At 48.8% G+C, this 18,806-nt stretch carries 17 protein-coding genes; 11 read left to right on the forward strand and 6 right to left on the reverse strand.

The genetic code is table 11. The features are described from left to right. Positions 1-71 precede the first annotated feature (71 nt). From EDI28_RS15325 to ptsP, 5 genes are all read right to left on the reverse strand, one after another. Positions 72-1,064, reverse strand: a complete 993-nt coding sequence (locus EDI28_RS15325; RefSeq protein WP_128784771.1) for a KpsF/GutQ family sugar-phosphate isomerase — start codon at positions 1,062-1,064, stop codon at positions 72-74. Between the two features lie 120 nt (positions 1,065-1,184). Further along, a complete protein-coding gene (locus EDI28_RS15330) occupies positions 1,185-1,481 on the reverse strand; it encodes a Dabb family protein (protein ID WP_128784772.1) in 297 nt (98 codons plus the stop codon). After that, positions 1,478-1,963, reverse strand: coding sequence for a heme-degrading domain-containing protein (locus EDI28_RS15335; protein WP_128784773.1), 486 nt, complete (start codon positions 1,961-1,963; stop codon positions 1,478-1,480). The genes EDI28_RS15330 and EDI28_RS15335 overlap by 4 nt, the downstream gene beginning before the upstream one ends. Positions 1,964-1,970: 7 nt before the next feature. Next, a complete protein-coding gene (locus EDI28_RS15340) occupies positions 1,971-3,068 on the reverse strand; it encodes a glycerol dehydrogenase (RefSeq protein WP_128784774.1) in 1,098 nt (365 codons plus the stop codon). 92 nt (positions 3,069-3,160) lie between these two features. Beyond that, positions 3,161-5,665, reverse strand: a complete 2,505-nt coding sequence (gene ptsP / locus EDI28_RS15345; RefSeq protein ID WP_128784775.1) for a phosphoenolpyruvate--protein phosphotransferase — start codon at positions 5,663-5,665, stop codon at positions 3,161-3,163. Between the two features lie 380 nt (positions 5,666-6,045). On the opposite strand from ptsP, the gene EDI28_RS15350 reads away from it, so the two are divergent. From EDI28_RS15350 to EDI28_RS15390, 9 genes are all read left to right on the forward strand, one after another. Then, entirely contained in the window at positions 6,046-7,113 is a 1,068-nt protein-coding gene (locus EDI28_RS15350) for a PTS fructose transporter subunit EIIC (RefSeq protein WP_128784776.1), read from the forward strand. Positions 7,114-7,206: 93 nt separating this feature from the next. Continuing rightward, a complete protein-coding gene (locus EDI28_RS15355; protein ID WP_128784777.1) occupies positions 7,207-7,524 on the forward strand; it encodes a PTS fructose-like transporter subunit IIB in 318 nt (105 codons plus the stop codon). A 119-nt stretch (positions 7,525-7,643) separates the two neighbouring features. Continuing rightward, a complete protein-coding gene (locus EDI28_RS15360; protein WP_128784778.1) occupies positions 7,644-9,953 on the forward strand; it encodes a formate C-acetyltransferase in 2,310 nt (769 codons plus the stop codon). After that, on the forward strand, positions 9,919-10,821 hold the full coding sequence (locus tag EDI28_RS15365; protein WP_128784779.1) for a [formate-C-acetyltransferase]-activating enzyme: 903 nt from the start codon (positions 9,919-9,921) through the stop codon (positions 10,819-10,821). Before EDI28_RS15360 ends, EDI28_RS15365 begins: the two co-directional genes overlap by 35 nt. 5 nt (positions 10,822-10,826) lie before the next feature. Next, entirely contained in the window at positions 10,827-11,687 is an 861-nt protein-coding gene (locus tag EDI28_RS15370; RefSeq protein ID WP_128784780.1) for an SDR family oxidoreductase, read from the forward strand. A gap of 22 nt (positions 11,688-11,709) precedes the next feature. Then, positions 11,710-12,387 carry a fructose-6-phosphate aldolase gene (locus tag EDI28_RS15375; protein WP_128784781.1) on the forward strand — a complete coding sequence of 226 codons (678 nt, stop codon included), beginning with the start codon at positions 11,710-11,712 and terminating at the stop codon, positions 12,385-12,387. Between the two features lie 77 nt (positions 12,388-12,464). Beyond that, positions 12,465-12,812 (forward strand): PTS fructose transporter subunit IIB, encoded by a 348-nt coding sequence (locus EDI28_RS15380; RefSeq protein WP_128784782.1) that lies wholly within the window; start codon positions 12,465-12,467, stop codon positions 12,810-12,812. A 113-nt stretch (positions 12,813-12,925) separates the two neighbouring features. Continuing rightward, positions 12,926-13,228: a PTS fructose transporter subunit IIB gene (locus EDI28_RS15385; protein ID WP_128784783.1), complete on the forward strand. Its 303-nt coding sequence runs from the start codon at positions 12,926-12,928 to the stop codon at positions 13,226-13,228. A 24-nt stretch (positions 13,229-13,252) separates the two neighbouring features. Beyond that, complete coding sequence (locus EDI28_RS15390; protein ID WP_128784784.1) at positions 13,253-14,092, forward strand: PTS sugar transporter subunit IIA; 840 nt, start codon at positions 13,253-13,255, stop codon at positions 14,090-14,092. Here the strand turns inward: EDI28_RS15390 and EDI28_RS15395 are convergent. Then, entirely contained in the window at positions 14,061-14,906 is an 846-nt protein-coding gene (locus EDI28_RS15395; RefSeq protein WP_128784785.1) for a helix-turn-helix domain-containing protein, read from the reverse strand. The two genes, EDI28_RS15390 and EDI28_RS15395, sit on opposite strands and share 32 nt — an antisense overlap. Before the next feature lie 479 nt (positions 14,907-15,385). Between EDI28_RS15395 and EDI28_RS15400 the strand changes: the two genes are divergently transcribed. After that, positions 15,386-17,287 (forward strand): PTS fructose transporter subunit IIABC, encoded by a 1,902-nt coding sequence (locus tag EDI28_RS15400; RefSeq protein ID WP_128784786.1) that lies wholly within the window; start codon positions 15,386-15,388, stop codon positions 17,285-17,287. Positions 17,288-17,585: 298 nt separating this feature from the next. After that, a complete protein-coding gene (gene manA / locus EDI28_RS15405) occupies positions 17,586-18,785 on the forward strand; it encodes a mannose-6-phosphate isomerase, class I (RefSeq protein WP_128784787.1) in 1,200 nt (399 codons plus the stop codon). The last annotated feature ends 21 nt before the right edge of the window (positions 18,786-18,806 follow it).

Below are 18,806 nucleotides of genomic sequence, written 5' to 3' on the forward strand. Positions count from 1 at the left end.
AGCCATTTTTGTGCCGGGGTCGGCTACCTGCATGATTGATAGTTCCGCCATGCCATCGTCTTATATGCTGGTTAATAAATACCAGCTTTATGCAGCTGAGTAAGGTTGACCACTCCTATAAAGTGTTGTTCGTCATCCAGTACCGGCAGCGCCGTGATACTGTTGTCTAGCATTATTGTAAGGGCTTGACTGCAGAGCTCACCTTGGCGGGATGCAATAAAGTTGCGGGTCATGGTTTCACCGACACTCTGGTTTAGGGCTGATTCTTTTTCCAGCGCACGTCGCAGATCACCATCGGTGAAGACGCCGACAACCTTCCCGTTCTCGACAACGGCGAGCAGTCCCAAGCCAGAAGCACATAGTAGCGAGATGGCTTCCACCAATGTGTTATGTGGCGAGCACTGCGGCGATGCCAGGGCTGTGTCTATCACATTATCGACTTTCAGCAGGAGCTTGGCGCCTAGGCTGCCTGCCGGATGAGATCGTGCAAAATCATGGTGGTCGAAGTTACGCATCCTCATGGCGGAAATCGCAAGCGCATCGCCCATCATCAATGTATTAACAGCGCTGGATGTTGGGGCTAGGCCGAGCGGGCAGGCTTCTTGGGTCGCACTGATATCCATGAAGAGATCACAGCTGCTGGCCAGAAATGATGATGAGTTGCCAGTCATCGCGATGGTTTTTAGTCCAAGCTCCTGTAGCCTCGGTAGCATAAATTTGAATTCGCTGGCTTCGCCGGAGTAGGAAATAAGGATGATGAGATCGCCCTTGGTTGCCATACCCAGATCGCCATGCAATGCCTCGGCCGGATGAACAAAGAAGGCGGGGGAGCCTGTCGAGGCCAGAGAGGCGGCAATTTTCTTTCCGATATGACCTGATTTGCCGATACCGGTGATGATAACTTTGCCCTGGCATTGCGCGATGAGTCTGCAGGCTTCGGCAAAGTCTTTCTTCAGGCGTTGTAACAGCTGTTGGGCTTCGTTGAGCTCGGTTTGAATTACGTCCCGACCAAACTCGATAATGGTGTCATCATGAATGTCGGCGATAATACGTGGATCTTGCATAGGGCTCCTTAAAGTAACGAGCCCTCGATGAAGAGGGCTTGGTCGTATAGTGGAAAGTGTCAGTCTCGGATGGCAAGTTTGAGAGCTTTAAATTTCATTGTGATAAACCTCAATTATTGGTCAGAGACTATAGTCGAAGACGATAAGATTTTTGATGATCGGACGAAAAATGACTTTTAGCGCATCATGTTTTGGATGAGGAAGGTAGGCCTGTCTGGCGGCCTCGTTTTTAAAGGTCATCAAGACGCAATGGGTGAAAGCCTGGTTTTTGCCTTCGGGACTGTCATTGACTCCCCATTCAACATGCGTAACGCCTTCAATCTGCCCGGGGATCTGTTCAAAAGCAAGCCTGACGGCATCTACCTGCTCGGGGCCGGTTTCGGGATTGAGTTCTATCAATAGAATATGGCGTATCATGCACGATTTTCCTCTGTTTCATGTGGATCGAGAAAGCGCTCCAGGACATTGACAATAAGTCGGTGATCTTCTTTTTGCGGCAACCCCGAGACGGAGATTGTTCCAATGACACCGGTATTGCGGATCGTCAGCGGAAAACTTCCGCCATAGGGCGCAAATTCTCGCGGATCAACCAGAGCGCTTTTCTCGATAGTACTTTCTTTCGCTTTGTAATAATTCCCCATATACCACGAACTGTGCTGATAGCGATGAACGACATTGCGTTTTCGACGTATCCACTCCAAGTTGTCAATGGTGGTATTGGCCATGGCATAGCTGAACAGGCACTGGTTGTTTATCGTAATATCAATAGCCACACTGGCGTGAAGTTGCTCGGCTGCTGCCTTAAGCGCGCAACCGAGATCCCAGGCGCGCTGGTGGTTGAAATAGGCAAACTGCAGTCGGCTCTCTTCTGCCAGCAGTTCGGTGAGTAGATCATTCATTCTGGAGTTAGCTCTTTTGCCGGCGTAGTCTGCCTTCCGCGTCAGCCGCTTTCAGCGCGGCAAATACCATTTCCTTGGTGACCGGCATTGACTCGTTATGAATAGTTTCTCCCTCGGCACAGCTGGCTTCGGCTACGGCCATGAGCCCCTCGTCGGTAACCTCTTTCAGGCCAATTTGCTCTAGAGTGACTGGCAGCCCGACAGCTTCGCAGAAGTTAAAGACTTCGTTGATTTTCGCTGCTGGCTTGTCGGTCAGGAACAGAGATGAAAGCACGCCGAAGGCAACTTTTTCACCATGCAGGTAAGCATGAGTAGGCTCGAGTATCGTCAGGCCGTTGTGGATCGCATGCGAGGCGGCAAGACCACCACTTTCGAAACCCAGCCCGCTGAGCAGGGTGTTGGCCTCGATAATATGCTCAAGGGCAGGAGTGACTACGCCGGCATCATTGGCGGATTTTGCCTTGGCACCATATTCCAGCAAGGTGGTGTAACAAAGGTGAGCCAGCGCATAGGCAGACATTGAACCAAGTCGACCTGACATGTTGGTTGCAAAGCTTTGCTTGCATGATTCGGCTTCGAACCAGGTTGCCAGGGCATCTCCCATTCCGGCAACCAGCAGGCGGGTCGGGGCGTTGGCAATGATTTGGCTATCGACCAATACCAGGTTGGGGTTGGTCGGCAATACCAGATAACGCTTGAATTCACCTGTCTGGGTATAAATTACAGACAGTGCACTACATGGAGCATCGCTGGCTGCAAGGGTTGGGGTTATGGCAACGGGCACCTCGGCCTCGTAGGCAGTGGCTTTTGCTGTATCCAGTGTCTTTCCGCCGCCGAGGCCGACAACAAACTGGCCGCCGAAGGCTTTCAGCTGCTCGACCAGTCTGGCGATTTCCTCGGTACAGCATTCGCCTTCAAAGCGAACGACATCGATCTCTACCCGGCTGCTGATATAGGGTTCGAACTCATGGCGAAGGTTGTCATAAACAAATGGATCACAGATGAGAAGGCCCTTGCTGCCAAAACGGGCAAGCTCTTCGCCAAGCAACTGACGAGAGTCTTTGCCCTGGACATATCGACCGGGAAAAATTGTGGTTGAAATCATGACAAAATCCTTATTAATGGTTAGTTGAAGTCATCGTAATATTCGGGTGAGGGGCCATGAGAAACCTCGTTGGCCTCCGAAGTAAGTACTATCTATTCGGCAATGGCACCTTGCAGTAGCTGTTCGATTTCCTCGGCGCTGGTCGCTTTCTGGAGGCTGTCTCTAAAATCGACATGCATTATCTTTCTCGCTAGCTTAGAAAAGATCTTCATGTGCTGATCACCGGCAGCATGCTTGTTGAGGGTCAGCATAATCACAAACTGTGCCTCGTCGTCACCCCAGAGGATCGGCTGGGCGAGTTTGGCGACACTGATGGTTGATTGCTCGATATGTTCCGACTTGGTATGTGGGATAGCAAAGCCGAATCCGAGTCCGGTTGAGAAGACATCTTCACGTGCCCATAGATCATCGGCAAGCTTGTCGGGATAGCGACAGCGTCCGGCTAGGTACAGGTTGTCAGACAGTGTCTTGATCACTTCTTCTTTGCTGCCAAGATCCGCATCAAGCACAATGCACTCGGTGGTGATGAGCGGTGCATCGCTCTGTGCCATTCTGAATTGTGCCAAAAGGTGCTCGACTTCCATCGCAGTTCGGCATGCCATGGCTTTGTTGAGCAGTTGGCGGCACTTGCGGCTGTCGAGCTTGGAGAGGCGCTCTTTGGTTGCAGGAATTGACGGTGCACTCATTGATATTTCGTCGAGACCAAGGCCAACCAGCAATGGCAGTACAGAACCCTTGGCCCCCAGCTCACCACACAATCCAATCCACTTGCCGTGGCGGTGCACTTCCCTTACGACATGATCTAAGGTGCGCAGGAAGGCGGGATTTAGGCTGTTGTAGGTTTTGGTCACCTTGGCGTTGTCGCGGTCAACGGCCATGAGGTACTGGGTTAGGTCATTCGAGCCAATTGAGAAGAAGTCGATTTCTTCGCTGCACTGGTCAATGATGAAGGCGACAGAAGGCACTTCCAGCATGATTCCGAGCGGGATCTTTTCGTCAAATGGGACTTTTTCCTTTCGCAGTTCCTGGCGAACTTCGGCCAGTACGTCTTTTACCCACAGAATTTCTTCAACAGAGGAAATCATCGGGATCATTATCTTCAGTGAACCGTGTGCCGATGCCCGCAGAATACCCCGTAACTGGGTTTTGAAGAGCTCGATATATTCCTCGTAGATCCGAATGGCGCGATAGCCAAGGAAAGGATTATTTTCTGCCGGGATATTTAGGTAGTCGACTGGCTTGTCGCCACCGATATCCATGGTCCGGATGATGATCGACTTATCACTGGCAGCCTCCAGGGCCTGACAGAAAATATTGTACAGTTCGTCTTCGTCCGGGGCAGTAGTACGGTCCATATAGAGCATTTCGGTCCGGAACAGGCCGATACTCTCAGCGCCGTTGTTAAAGGCCGGCTCTGCCTCGATGGCATGGGCAATGTTTGCAGCGACTTCCAGCTTGATTGTATCAGCGGTACAGCCCGGTAGGTTGCGGTATTTGGCATGGCGGGCCTCCAAAACATTGTTGACCCGCAGCTCTTCCTGGTAATAACGCTCCAGTTCAGGGGTAATCGCGGTGATCACCACACCTTGTTTGCAGTCGATGAGCACTTCTTGATTAACAAAAGGACTCAGAGCGCTTTCTTCAATACCAATCAGGGTTGGGATATTGAAAGAGCGAGCCAGAATTACAGTATGGGATGTACTGCCGCCGTGGGTTAATAGCAGACCTTTGAGCAGTGACTTGTCTAGCTCTAGAAATTGGCTTGGCGTGAGATCATCGGCAAGACAGATGCTTGGCTCTGTCAGGGCGTTGTCACAGCGGAACTGGTCCGTACCATAAATCATCTGGAGCAGTTGAAAGCAGATATCGCGAATATCCAGCTCGCGCTCACGCAGATAGGCGCTGGATGATTGTTGTAGCTGCTTACCGTAGTGTTTTGCTGTTGCGATAATGGCTTCAGCTGCGCAGCTTCCTTCGGATATTCCGCTCAGTAGTTTAGCGCTGAACTCCTCGTCGCGCAGGATGGAAAGGTGGGCATCAATTACTGCTACGGCAGTACTATTGTCAGCTTTTTGCTGAAGTACTAACGCATTGCGTAACTGTTCCAGTCCAGTACTCAAAGCGCTTTGTTCTTCGTCGAGCCCTTTTGAAGACGGCAGAGTGATAAAGTTATCGAAGTTGATGCCGCCAGCTTGGATCAGCTTGCCGCGTCCTTGTCCTGAGCTGACCGAGTGACCGCGTACAACCGCCGGGCTGAGGTTGCTGAGGTTGCGGGGAAGAGGGGCAAAATCCCCGGTTTCTTCTGTTGTTTCCAATGCTTCGTCGCAGTGGGGAAATTCGGTCTTGATGAAGTGGGTAATTTTCTCTATTGCCTGCATTTCATCCTCGCCAGAGATCGTGATAATGCATTCGTCACCTTGTAGGGTATCGGTGCCGATTAACGAGAGAACGCTTTTGGCATTGGCGATATTGCCTGTTCGGGTATTTTCCCATTTGATATCGGCAGCAAAAGTATTGCACAACTGCTCGACATGGCTGGCTGGGCGGGCATGAACACCGTTTGGCAGTTCACAGGTAAAAGTGAGTGTTTGTGTCATCGTCAGTACCTTTCATTGAGTTGTTGCTCATTCGAGGAACAACCCGTTTTTGATTTATGTAATGACAATATGCCGAGTTGCCAGTGTCGACTATGGGAAAATAATCACATCTACTGGATTATTGTAATATCCACTCGATTCTATGAACTTGAACAAGTCCTAATTTTTGAAGTGGAAATGCATAATTAAGAGTAAATTTTTTAATTTTCAATGCTTTGTTTTTATTTTTGGTTAAGTAAAGTGCTAACTGGGTGCGCTGGATCACAGCTTGGTTGCGATCTAACAATAATCCAGTTTAGTGCTTTTTTTTCTACTCCCAGCCCTCCTGACTCTGCTCCATAGTTAATAGCGAAATGAAAGCTCTCAACGGAGAAGAGGCAATGAAAGATTTAATAACAATATTAAAAAATACCCGGCAGCACTTAATGACAGGTGTTTCCCATATGATCCCGTTTGTTGTTGCTGGCGGTATTTTGTTGGCGGCATCGGTCATGATTTACGGTGAAGGTGCAGTACCTGAAGAAGGCACCTGGCTGCACGATTTGTTCTTTATTGGTGTCGCCGGTTTTCAGTTAATGGTGCCTATCCTTGCTGCCTACATCGGTTTCTCGATTGCCGACCGTTCGGCGCTGGCACCATCGGCCATCGCCGCGTTTATCGGGGCGAACATGTATAACACCGGCTTCTTCGGGGCCATTTTTGCCGGTTTGCTCGGCGGTATTGTCGTCTTTTACCTGAAGAAGATAAAGGTGCCTGCGTTTGCCCGTTCGGTGATGCCTATTTTCGTGATCCCTATTATCGGTACCTTCATTACAGCAGGGGCGATTGTATGGGGGATCGGTGAACCGATTGGTGCATTAACGGCTTCGTTGACCGATTTTCTAAAAGGGATGCAGGGTTCAAGCATTGTCGTACTTGCCACCATCATGGGGATGATGATTGCCTTCGATATGGGCGGTCCGGTAAACAAGGTTGCTTATGCATTCGTGATCCTTTGTGTCGGTGAAGGGCTGTATGACGTGGCCGGTATCAGTTCAGTTGCTGTTGCGGTTCCGTCTATCGGTATGGGTCTAGCAACGTTCATCGGCAAAAAACTGTATGACGCCAATGAACAAGAGGCGGGCCGTGCATCCATCTTAATGGGCACCATGGGGATCACCGAAGGTGCTATACCTTTTGCAGCCGCCGATCCACTCCGTGTTATTCCTTCCATCATGATTGGTACTGCTGCCGGTGCCGTGACAGCCGCGATTCTGGGTGTCAAAAGCTACGCAGCCTGGGGCGGTCTGATTGTACTGCCGGTTGTCGAGGGACGTTTTAGCTTCGTTATCGCACTTGCAGTGGGGTCAATTGTAACGGCATTGCTGGTCAATTTTCTTAAAGCACGCCGCTCTTCGAAAGTAGATGAGAAAGAAGACGATATCGACATTGATTTCGAAATTAACTAACTGATGAGCCAAGACAGTATTGGAATAGAAGTGATGCGCCTTGGATGAATAAACAATTGAATAAGTTTTTGTATTAAAGAATTGGTGAACAAAATGAAAAAGATTATTGCAGTAACCGCTTGTCCATCTGGTGTTGCTCATACCTATATGGCCGCTGAATCTATTTCCCAGTCGGCAAAAGGCAAAGGGTGGGAGTGCAAGGTTGAAACTCAGGGCTCTATCGGTATCGAAAACGAGCTAACGGCTGCTGATATTCAGGCTGCTGATCTGGTTATCTTGACCAAGGATATCGGTATTAAAAACGAAGACCGCTTTGAAGGCAAAACAGTGGTCCGAATTGGTGTTAGCGATGCAGTTAAACGAGCTGATGCGGTAATGGCGAAAGTCGAAGCGTTCTTTAATAAACAATAAGCGACCGCAAACTACCCACAAATGCATCAAAGCAGAGAAGAATGAATTAAGCAGGGAGGGTTTCCCTGCTTTTATTTCCTCCACGAGCAGTGGCTCAACCTGCAGGAGAGTTAACAACCATGACGACAGAACGTATTAACCGTCTGAAAAGCAATCTATTTGCCGCCCCACGCGAGATATCTCTGGAAAGGGCGTTGCTATACACTGAAAGTTATCAGCAGACAGAAGGCCAGCCCACGATTATTCGCCGTGCCAAGGCAACGGCCTATGTCATGGATAATGTTGAGATTGCCATTCGGGATGATGAACTGATTGCCGGTAACCGCACCGTCAAACCCCGTGCAGGTATCGTATCTCCTGAGATGGATCCGTACTGGATTGACAAAGAGCTCGATAGTTTTTATTCGCGGCCGCAGGATAAGTTTGTCATCTCTGAGCACGACAAGCAGATTTACCGTGAGACGTTGCTGCCGTACTGGTCGCAGCGTTCGATGAAGGATTTCATCAATAGCCAATTCCCGGATGAAATCAGGGAGGCAACCAGTCAGAAAGTCTTTTCGGTCAACCAGACTGACAAAGGTCAGGGGCATATCATTGTTGACTATGATCGTTTGCTGAAAAACGGCCTCGGCTCTCTGGCCGGTGAAATGACCTCTCTGGCAGAAAAGCATCCCGATAACCATTTCTATAAGGCCGTTCAGATACTGCTTGAGGCCAGCAGCCGGCATATTTGTCGTTATGAGCAACTGGCACTTGAAATGGCCGAGCGCTGTGCGCGCGAAGGCAAGTCTCAGCGCGCTGCCGAGCTGAACAAGATAGCCAGGATCTCGCATAAAATAGCCATAGTCCCACCGGATAATTTCTACGAAGCGTGCCAGCTGTTTTGGTACATGAACATTATTTTGCAGTATGAATCCAACGCTAGTTCGCTGTCGCTGGGTCGCTTCGACCAATATATGCTTCCGTATTACCACGCATCTCTGGAGGCAGGGGAAACACAGGCATCGTTGCAGGAATTGCTAGAGAGTCTGTGGGTTAAGACCAATGATATTGTGTTATTGCGATCGACCAACAGTGCCAAGTTTTTTGCCGGATTCCCGACTGGCTACACCGTTTTGTTGGGAGGGCTGAATGAAACAGGGCACAGCGCCGTCAATGAGTTGTCGACTCTGTGTCTTGACGCATACCAGAGCATTCAGTTGCCGCAACCGAACCTCGGGGTGCGGATCAATGAGCTGATTGACAGGAAGTTTCTGCAAAAAACGGCGGAGACTATCCGATTGGGTACCGGGATCCCGCAGATCTTCAATGATGAGGTGGTTGTTCCGGCTTTCCTTAATCGTGGCGTATCACTTGAAGATGCCCGGGATTACTCTGTTGTCGGATGTGTCGAGCTGTCGATACCGGGCAAGACATATGGTCTGCATGATATCGCCATGTTCAACTTGCTGAAAGTGATGGAGCTGGTTCTTAAGCGAAATCAGCATAACACTGATGTCTGCTATGACAGCCTGATTGCAGAGATCCGCGAAGATATTTGTCATTACGTCAAACTGATGGTCGACGGCTCGAATATCTGTGATATCGGCCATCGTGACTGGGCACCGGTCCCGCTTCTATCGTCGTTCATCAACGACTGTATCGATAATGGCAAAGATATTACCGAAGGCGGCAGTCGTTATAACTTCTCGGGCGTGCAGGGAATTGGTATTGCCAACCTGTCGGACTCGCTTCACGCATTGAACAAGTTCGTCTTCGAAGAACAACGTATGGGCTATGCGGATTTTATCGAGATGCTCAACAGTAACTTCGAGAATGAAGGAGGCAGTAAGGTACGCGCCCGTTTGATCAACCGCTACGAAAAGTATGGCAACGACATTGATGATGTTGACATGATCAGTGCCGATCTGTTGCGCTTTTTTTGTAAAGAGGTGGAACAATACGACAATCCGCGTGGCGGCAAGTTTACCCCGGGTTCATATACCGTGTCGGCTCATGTTCCATTAGGAGAGGTAGTAGGCGCGACGCCGGATGGACGTCTGGCCAAAGAGCAGCTGGCCGATGGTGGATTGTCACCGATGCTGGGGCAGGATCAGGTTGGCCCGACGGCAGTGCTGAAAACGGTTAGCAAGTTGGATAACTACTTACTTTCCAACGGTAGTTTGCTTAATGCCAAGTTTACACCGAGCACGCTTGAAGGCGAACAGGGGATCAGCAAGCTGTGTGATTTCTTGCATGCGTTTATGAAGCTGAAGCTGCAGCATATCCAGTTTAACGTGCTTAATGCCGAGACGCTCAAAAAAGCCCAGGAAAAGCCTGAAGACTTTGCCGGCTTGGTCGTGAGGGTCGCTGGCTACAGTGCTTTCTTTGTTGAGTTGTCCCGGGAAATACAGGATGACATTATCCGCCGTACTGCCCATGAATTGTAGTACGCAGGTTATTTTGCCTGATCAGGCCAGTGAGCGAACGGGTAGGGTGTTCAATATTCAACGCTATTCGCTCAATGATGGTTTGGGGATCCGGACGGTTGTGTTTTTCAAAGGGTGTCCGCTGACCTGTCCGTGGTGTGCCAACCCTGAATCACGTTCGCCGAAGCAACAAGTGATAAAGCGAGAGGCGAAATGCATTCAATGCGAAGAGTGCGTGCTTGATACGGGGGAGAGCATTGATGAATGCCCCAGCGGTGCGCTTGAGCAGGTCGGCAAAAATATGTCGTATGACGAAATCGTTGCCGAAATCGAGAAAGATAGTGTGTTCTACCGTACTTCGGGTGGTGGGGTGACGCTATCCGGTGGCGAAGTGATGGCCCAGGCCCCGTTTGCCATTGAACTGGCAAAGCGGCTTAAGGGGCTGAACTATCCGGTAGCGGTTGAAACAACCGGGCAGGGTAATGCCAGGCAGTTGCTGGCGCTCGGCAGGCTGTGTGATGAAGTGTTGTTTGACTTCAAGATCATGGATCCTGAGCGCGCGATGTCTGTAACCGGGATGGATCTGCCCGCGGTGCTTGAAAATTTCACATTGCTGGTTGAAGCCGGGATCTCGGTGATCCCTCGCCTTCCTCTGATCCCGGGGTATACCCTGGATCTGATCAATGTCGATAAAGTGCTGCGCTTTTTGCGGCCGTTTGATATCGAGGAGATCCATCTGCTGCCTTTTCATCAGTACGGGGCAAATAAATATACAAGTCTAAAAATGAATTACTTATTGAAAGATGTGCAGGTGCCGACATCGAGTGATATTGGTGCGATTCGCCGCCATGTTGAAGCCGCAGGTTATCGAGTCATTATTGGAGGATGAATCTAATGAAAAAGAAAGTTCTATTAACCGGGGCCAATGGCTTTTTTGGTACTCGTTTTATTAAGGCATACCAGCATCAGTTTGATATTTATGCCACGGATGTTGAGCAGCTCGACATTACGGATAAAGAGCAAGTTATGGCGACCTTTGCGGAAGTACAGCCGGATTACGTCATTCATGCCGCCGCAATTGCGGTAACGGACTTTTGTAACAAGCATCCGGATATCGCTCGCAAGGTTAACATTGACGGAGCTGTAAATGTTGCCGAGGCATGCCGCCAATACGGAAGCAAACTTGTTTTCATTAGTACCGAACAGGTCTTCAATGGCAATAAAGAGCCGGGTCCCTATAGCGAGACTGATATCCCGGTGCCGGATACTGTCTACGGACAAAACAAGCTGGAGGCTGAAGGCAAATTGAGGACGATACTGGACGAGCTTTGGATCATTCGATTTACCTGGTTGTTTGGCCTGCCGGAGCGCCAGACCTCGATTAATCCGAATGTGGTCTGGAATACGCTGCAGAACCTGGTTTCCGGAACGGCGCTGGTGGAGCGGACGAACGAGTTTCGCGGGTTAACTTATGTGCATGAGCTGATTGACCAATTCGACAGAATTTTCGATATCCCCTATGACACCTATCATGTAGGTGCCAAAAACGACCTGAGTCGATATGACATTACCCGCCATATTCTGGTTGAGCTGGGGCAGGAAGCGCGTATCGAGCAGTTACTTGAAGGAGTTGCGGCACCGGCAACGCGGGATGTTCGCCTTGATACCTCAAAGCTTGCCATGCAAGGGATCACCTTTACCGACAGCCCAGAAGCCATTAGTCACTGTCTGAGTGAGTTTGGATTTAAGATTTAATAGTAAGTAGTGGAGTTTACTGATGATTTATATGTTAGATACGGCCAATATCGAGGCTATCGCAAAGGCGGTTGATTTGTATCCCCTTGCCGGTGTGACGACCAACCCATCGATCGTTGCCAAGGAAAATAGACCACTGCGGGAGATACTGCTGGATATCCGCGAAGTGATTGGTAGTGAACGGATGCTACACGCCCAGGTCATGGGCAAGAACGCCGAAGTTATGCTGGAAGAAGCCAAGGCTTTACGTGAAATTGACCACGATATTATCGTCAAGGTACCGGTGACCCCGCAGGGATTGAAAGCGATGAAACTGATTGCCATCGAGGGGATTCGGATTACGGCAACGGCTATTTTGACACCTCAGCAGGCATTGATGGCGGCTGTAGCTGGTGCCGAGTTCCTAGCTCCTTATGTCAACCGCCTTGATAATATTTGTTCGAACGGTGCGCAGGTTGCCAGTGAAATGGTTCACCTGATCAATACGTATCAGCTTGATGCCAAAGTGCTGGCGGCATCATTTAAGAATGTTCAGCAAGTTCATGAGGTTGCTATGGCAGGAGCTCATTCGGTGACGATTGCACCTGATGTCTTTGACCAGCTGTTGGTGCATCCCTTGACCGATTCGGGCGTTGCTGGCTTTGTAAGTGATTGGGATGAGGTTTACGGTCATAATAAAACTGTATTGGATGTGATTTAATAGGCAGTTTGTATTATTAGGCTGCTAAACCAATAGGGTATAATGACGTCGTTATACCCTATTTAATAAGGATTGTTATGTCGAAGCTTAGCCTTGTTGCTGTTACAGCCTGCGTCAGTGGCGTCGCCCACACTTATATGGCAGCGGAACAACTGGAAAAGCTAGCACAAAAGCATGGTTTTCGAATCAAGATCGAGACCCAGGGGGCGTTAGGCATGGAAAATGTTCTGTCTGAGGAGGATATAGCATCGGCAGATCTGGCTATTATCATCTGTGACATCAGCATTGAAGGTATGGAGCGATTCAGCCGCTGTCGACAAGTGAAAATGAACATTCAGAAGGCGCTGCTTTCTCCTGACACTCTGATTGCAGCAATTGAGCGAGCCAGGGTGCTTCCGTTAGGTAGCGTGGTTGAACCGAAATAAAGGATTGATAACCTTTTTATATATAAACAAGACAAGTTTAACTCTCCGGATGTCTTGACTATCCGCACCGGATCGAGACAATCACCTAAACAATAGTTATTAATAGAGAATGTATGAGAATTGTTGCGGTTACTGCCTGTCCGACTGGAATTGCCCATACTTATATGGCGGCGGCAGAGCTAAAAAAAGCGGCGCAGCCGTTGGGAATTCAGATCATGGTTGAAACCCAAGGTGCGATGGGGATAGAAAACCAGCTAAGCTTTCAGGATATTGGCCGGGCGGATGTTGTATTGATTGCCTCGGATATTGAAATAGAGCACCGTGCTCGTTTTTCCGGTAGCAAGATCCACTGCGTCACCATTGAAGAAGTGCTGACCGATCCTGCTAGTGTTTTGCGCCGTTGCCAAGAGCTTTGATTCGAGGCTGATGATTCAAGAACTATGATCGAACGCCGTATTACCTTCATTATTGGTGATGAAGGTATTCCTTCCTGGAAACTCAATCAGCTGAAAATCCTGGCAGGGTATTTTCGTGCCGTAGTGGTGATGCAAAATGTCACTCGTTTGTGCCAGGCGAATGCCGAACAGCCGGTTCGTATCATGAGCCTAGGCTGTATGCCGGGTGATTTGTGTCAGTTGCTTATCGAAGGTTCCGATGCTGAGTTGGCCTGTATGGTGCTGACCGACTTTGTCGCTGAGCAATTCTTGTTGGTGAAAACTAGCGGCAAGAAAAAGAACCGTAATGCATGCAGTGTTGTACGTAGTGATAAGGCAAATAGCGCCTTTTATCTGCCTTTTGAAATGGTTATTTTAACTCAGGCTGTGTCAGCAGAGCAGATAAACCTAATTCAGGCAAGTGATGTAAAGGAAATGTTGTTGCCCCGACTATGTGAGATGCTCAATCCTGACAATCCAGCGCTGTTACTCGAAATGATGCAAGAGCGCGAGCAAATTTCGTCGACATGTATGGGAAATGAAATTGCGCTGCCTCATATTATGTCAGTAGAGATCAAGCAGCCTGCAATGGCAGTGATTCAGCTATCGCAACCGGTTGAGTGGGGATCAAATCGAGGTCCTGTGACTCGATTGATTGCGATGGTATTACCCGCGCCAGCCCGGCGGCCCCATATCGAAGCTTTTGCTCATTTTTCACAAGCACTGCTAGAGCCTGATTATTGCCGTTTACTGACAGAAAATACTGAGCCGGAAGCGATCAAAGCGGTAATTCTTCATACATTATCTCGTCCGTTTACAGTGAGCTGCGATACTCCGAAGGAGTAAGTCCTGTTTTGTTCTTGAATACCCGGAAAAAATAATTCACATCCTGAAAGCCACATCGGGTGGCTACCTCGTGCAATCGGAAGGTGTACTTTTTGAGCATGAACTTGGCACGCTCTATCCTGACCCAGGTGATGTAATCGGCTAACCGCATATGGCCCTGTTGGCGAAACAGGCGCGAGAGGTGATTGGGGCTGATATTGAAGCGCGTGGCAATACTATCTCGACTGATTGCCCGGTGAAAGTTTTCCTGGATGTAAATACAGATCCCCTGATAGAGATCTTCGCTGCGTTTTTTGGCAGAACTTGCAGGTACAGATAGCATGCTCTGGCAATAGCTCATCAGAGCCAGTAGCAGGTGTTCGTCCATCGGTTGCTGAAGCGGCTCTTTGGACAGAGCATTGAGTGCTGACAGTATATGGTCGATGGCGTGCCCTGTACGTGTCTGGATACTGTGTTTTTGTATATCGTGAAAATTAGTCTGATCTTTTGTTTTGCTGACGAGACTAAAGCCAAGTTGGCGACGGCCAAACAGCAGGCTTAGTACTGAACAATCTGTATCCCAGTTGGGTTTGTTCCAGCTGTTAGGCGGAATATATATTGCGTCTCCTGCCATGATTTTTACTTCGGTGATCCCAAGTTCCGGATCTTCGAGCTCGTTAATGTACTCTCCGCTGATCACCAGCTCCAGACGGGGAAAGTTAACCTGATAGCTAAACGGGGGCGGCGTTACCTGATCACCGGCGAACCAAATACGGTTGAAGTGCTCTCGCTCTGAAAGCAGGGTATCGATAAGATCATGGAAAACCTTGCCCATGGTGTTAACACCTCTTTTTATATCAGCCAAGTTATTTCGGCTTAGTTATTGACCTAGTTATTGGTTCAGTAAATAGCGCCATCATTATTCATTGCCCCGGGCCGAGTTACTACCGAGAAAGAAGATTTGAATATTATCCGTGAACTGGGTCACGAAAAATCGCCTATTCCCCTCGTGTGTTTAGTTACTCCTGTCTAGCATTTGAGTTTTTTTGATACGAGTAGATAGAGATTACCAATAACGAAAAACACATGAATTCTTAGTTTAAGGCTATGATTTATATTGATTAATGTGTTTTTGGCGTTATTTGCAAGCTATGGGTGGCTTGATGAGGCTTGGATCACAAAATGGTTTGTGTGTTACAAATATCCAGTAAATGCCTCTCTGGTACACTATAAGAGTGGGGCCGGATCGCTGAAAATATCCCCAACGGCAACACTAATGCTGAACTTAAAAGTATAAATACAGGGGGAACACTCATGATCACCAATTTGATTAATGAGCAGTTGATTTGCCTGAACCTTCAGGCGACAAGCAAAGAAGAGGTTTTTGTCGAAATGATCGACTTGCTGCACAGGCAAGGTCGAGTTCACGACAAAGCACAGTTTTTAGCTGACATCCATGCGCGTGAGGAACTGGGTAATACCGGTTTTGAAGAGGGTGTTGCACTGCCACATGCGAAAAGTGGTGCAGTTGTTGAACCCGCAGTGGCTATTGGTATAAGTCGCAGCGGTATTGAATACGGCGCTGATGACGGCCTGCCATCCAAACTTTTTTTCATGATTGCCTCACCTGACGGCGGCGCAAACCACCATATTGAAGTGTTGGCCGAGCTGTCATCCAAGCTGATTGAAGACGGCTTTATTGATGCCTTTATGTCGGCCAAGAGCGAGCAAGAGGCTCTCAGCCTGTTGTTGGAAAAAAACGAGTCGAATGAAGCAATGCCGGCGGCTGACAAAGGATTGCTGATTGGCGTTACTGGTTGTCCTGCGGGTGTTGCTCATACCTACCTTGCTGCCGAGGCGCTGGAAAAAGCGGCTGCCGAGCTTGGTTACGAAATGAAAGTAGAAACCAACGGTTCTATCGGGGTGAAGAACACCCCGACAGCCGAAGAAATCGAACGTGCAGAAGCCATTATTGTTAGTTGTGATAAACAAGTGGATATGACTCGATTCGCAGGTAAAAAATTGGTTAAAACGGGTGTGAAAGCACCGATCAAAGATGGCAAGGGGCTTATTAATCAAGCACTACAGGCTGCACCTTATCAAAGTTCAGGTGATGATGCCCCTGTGCAAACCGAGAGCAAAGTTTCTCAGGCACGATCGGATTTGTACCGTTACCTGATGAATGGCGTATCACATATGATCCCGTTCGTGGTAACCGGTGGTCTGTTAATTGCTTTGGCCTTGGCCTTGGGTGGTCAGCCGTCAGAGGCTGGAATGGCTATTCCTGAAGGTAGCATGTGGCAGAAAGTGCTCGATGTCGGTGTCGTTGCCTTTACTCTGATGATCCCGATCCTTGCAGGCTATATTGCCTACGCGATTGCTGATCGTCCTGCATTGGCTCCGGGTCTGATTGGTGGCTGGATCGCTAATAACGGCTCATTCTATGGCGCTGAGGCGGGTACCGGATTTATCGGTGCAATTGTTGCCGGTCTTTTAGTCGGCTACTTCGTTAAATGGTTGGTGAGCATTGACTATCACAAGTTTATCCAGCCTTTGGTGCCAATCATGATTGCACCGATTGCGGGTAGTTTGTTTATCTCCAGCCTGTTTATCTTTGTTATCGGCGCGCCAATTGCGAGCCTGATGGATGGCCTGAATGCAATGCTAACCAGCATGAGCACAGGTAACGTGGTTCTGCTGGGTATCGTACTGGGAGGTATGGCAGGCTTTGATATGGGCGGTCCATTTAACAAGGTTGCCTTCCTGTTCTCAGTCGGCATGATAGCCAGTGGGCAGACACAGTTTATGGGCGCTATGGCGTGTGCCATTCCGGTTGCACCATTAGGCATGGGCTTGGCAACTATTATTGGCCGCAAGCTTAATTTGTTTGAAGAGTCCGAACTTGAAGCGGGTAAAGCCGCAAGTGCAATGGGGCTGGTGGGTATCTCTGAAGGTGCGATTCCGTTCGCCGCACAAGATCCGATGTCAGTGATCCCTGCCAACGTACTTGGCTCGATGGTTGCTGCTGTGATGGCATTCTCCTTTGGTATTACCAACAGCGTGGCACACGGTGGTCCGGTGGTAGCGTTACTGGGTGCGATGAACAAACCACTAATGGCTATCGTATGTATGATTGCAGGTTCGGTGGTAACGGCACTGGTTGCTATTTCTCTGAAGAAAATGCGTCAGGCAAAAGCACAGGCTGCCTTAGCATAATCCCTGATAGAATAAGCAAACATAGAAACGTGTAATAGGGCATGCCAGCACCCTGAGTAGTTTGTACTTAACCCCCACGCTGGCATGCATGCTCCCTTCTTTCTTCTCATTAGAGAGTAAAGGAGGGGGCTTTTTCTTTAGCAATAGAGTTAACTATTTGACATACAAATGCCATTTCAAAATTGTCAGATTCTGCTAAAATTCTGCGTTGCTTTAGAGCATTGCAAGCTAGCTAACGATACTGATTCCATGAGTAATTTGTATTGATGAAATCAGTATTTAAACGAAAGGTAAAACAATGACCGTTTCCACTTCTCCTTGTTTCTTCCGCATGCATAATGTTATTCAAGATTATGCATGGGGCAGTACGACATCGATTGAATCTCTGTTTGGCATCGCCAACCCAGAAGGTAAACCACAGGCAGAAATCTGGATGGGTGTCCATCCTAACGGTTGTTCGAAGATTGATGTTGCCGGAAAGGCTACCCGCCTTGCAGAGTTCATCGATACAGATAAAGCAGCCATTATCGGCGCGGATACTGAACAGCAGTTTGGTGAGCTTCCTTACCTGTTTAAGGTATTGGCAGCTGACAAGGCATTATCGATTCAGGTGCATCCGAGCAAGTCACAGGCCGAAGTGGGTTTTGCCAAAGAGCAAGACGCAGGCATCCCTCATAGTGCCGGTCACCGTAACTACAAAGATCCTAACCACAAGCCAGAGCTTGTCTATGCACTAACCCCTTACCAGGCCATGAATGGTTTTCGCGAAATAGCCCAAATCGTGACCCTCTTCCGCTGTCTGGAAATTGCTGATTTGCAGGCATTAGTGGTTGCGCTTGAAGAAAATCAAAATGAAGGTGGTTTGCGTCAGTTTTTTGAAGCGATGCTCTCGCTCCGGGGAGAAACGAAAGAAACAGCCGTTAGCGGGTTATTGACTTATGCCGAGCAGCATAAAGACGATGCATTGTTTGCCTTGATTTTGGAGCTTGCCGAGCAGTACCCGGGTGATATCGGCCTGTTCTCGCCGCTGATGCTAAATGTGCTAATACTACAGCCGGGTGAGGCAATGTTCTTGGATGCCTGTACTCCGCATGCTTATATCAAGGGCACTGGCCTTGAGATAATGGCGAATTCTGACAATGTACTGCGCGCTGGGCTGACACCAAAACATATGGACATCAGCGAACTGGTAACAAGTACGCGTTTCGTTCCTATGCCAGCAGATACCTTGTTACTCGCACCGGAGCAATCGGAAGGCGGCTTGCATTACCCAATTCCGGTACCTGATTTTAAATTCAGTGTTTATCATAGCCAGCAGGAAATAGTCTTGACGATGTCCAGTGCTGAAATTTTGTTGGCGATTGATGAGCCAGTAACTGTTATTCACTCTAATGGTGAGACATTGACAATCGAGAAAGGGGAATCAATGTTTATTCCCAACTATGCCGGAAGCTATACAGCGACCTCAACGGGACGGTTTGCCCGAGCATATAATTGATCGGTAAGCATTATTCAAAGC

The organism is Photobacterium chitinilyticum (assembly GCF_004104355.1).
Taxonomy (GTDB): domain Bacteria; phylum Pseudomonadota; class Gammaproteobacteria; order Enterobacterales; family Vibrionaceae; genus Photobacterium; species Photobacterium chitinilyticum.

Coding starts and splice junctions, on each gene's coding strand:
- EDI28_RS15395 (WP_128784785.1), bottom strand. CDS start 14,906: ATGGGCAAGGTTTTCCATGATCTTATCGATACCCTGCTTTCAGAGCGA.
- EDI28_RS15355 (WP_128784777.1), top strand. CDS start 7,207: ATGAAAAAGATTATTGCAGTAACCGCTTGTCCATCTGGTGTTGCTCAT.
- EDI28_RS15360 (WP_128784778.1), top strand. CDS start 7,644: ATGACGACAGAACGTATTAACCGTCTGAAAAGCAATCTATTTGCCGCC.
- EDI28_RS15380 (WP_128784782.1), top strand. CDS start 12,465: ATGTCGAAGCTTAGCCTTGTTGCTGTTACAGCCTGCGTCAGTGGCGTC.
- EDI28_RS15370 (WP_128784780.1), top strand. CDS start 10,827: ATGAAAAAGAAAGTTCTATTAACCGGGGCCAATGGCTTTTTTGGTACT.
- EDI28_RS15375 (WP_128784781.1), top strand. CDS start 11,710: ATGATTTATATGTTAGATACGGCCAATATCGAGGCTATCGCAAAGGCG.
- EDI28_RS15325 (WP_128784771.1), bottom strand. CDS start 1,064: ATGCAAGATCCACGTATTATCGCCGACATTCATGATGACACCATTATC.
- EDI28_RS15400 (WP_128784786.1), top strand. CDS start 15,386: ATGATCACCAATTTGATTAATGAGCAGTTGATTTGCCTGAACCTTCAG.
- EDI28_RS15335 (WP_128784773.1), bottom strand. CDS start 1,963: ATGAATGATCTACTCACCGAACTGCTGGCAGAAGAGAGCCGACTGCAG.
- ptsP (WP_128784775.1), bottom strand. CDS start 5,665: ATGACACAAACACTCACTTTTACCTGTGAACTGCCAAACGGTGTTCAT.
- EDI28_RS15365 (WP_128784779.1), top strand. CDS start 9,919: ATGACATTATCCGCCGTACTGCCCATGAATTGTAGTACGCAGGTTATT.
- EDI28_RS15385 (WP_128784783.1), top strand. CDS start 12,926: ATGAGAATTGTTGCGGTTACTGCCTGTCCGACTGGAATTGCCCATACT.
- manA (WP_128784787.1), top strand. CDS start 17,586: ATGACCGTTTCCACTTCTCCTTGTTTCTTCCGCATGCATAATGTTATT.
- EDI28_RS15350 (WP_128784776.1), top strand. CDS start 6,046: ATGAAAGATTTAATAACAATATTAAAAAATACCCGGCAGCACTTAATG.
- EDI28_RS15330 (WP_128784772.1), bottom strand. CDS start 1,481: ATGATACGCCATATTCTATTGATAGAACTCAATCCCGAAACCGGCCCC.
- EDI28_RS15340 (WP_128784774.1), bottom strand. CDS start 3,068: ATGATTTCAACCACAATTTTTCCCGGTCGATATGTCCAGGGCAAAGAC.
- EDI28_RS15390 (WP_128784784.1), top strand. CDS start 13,253: ATGATCGAACGCCGTATTACCTTCATTATTGGTGATGAAGGTATTCCT.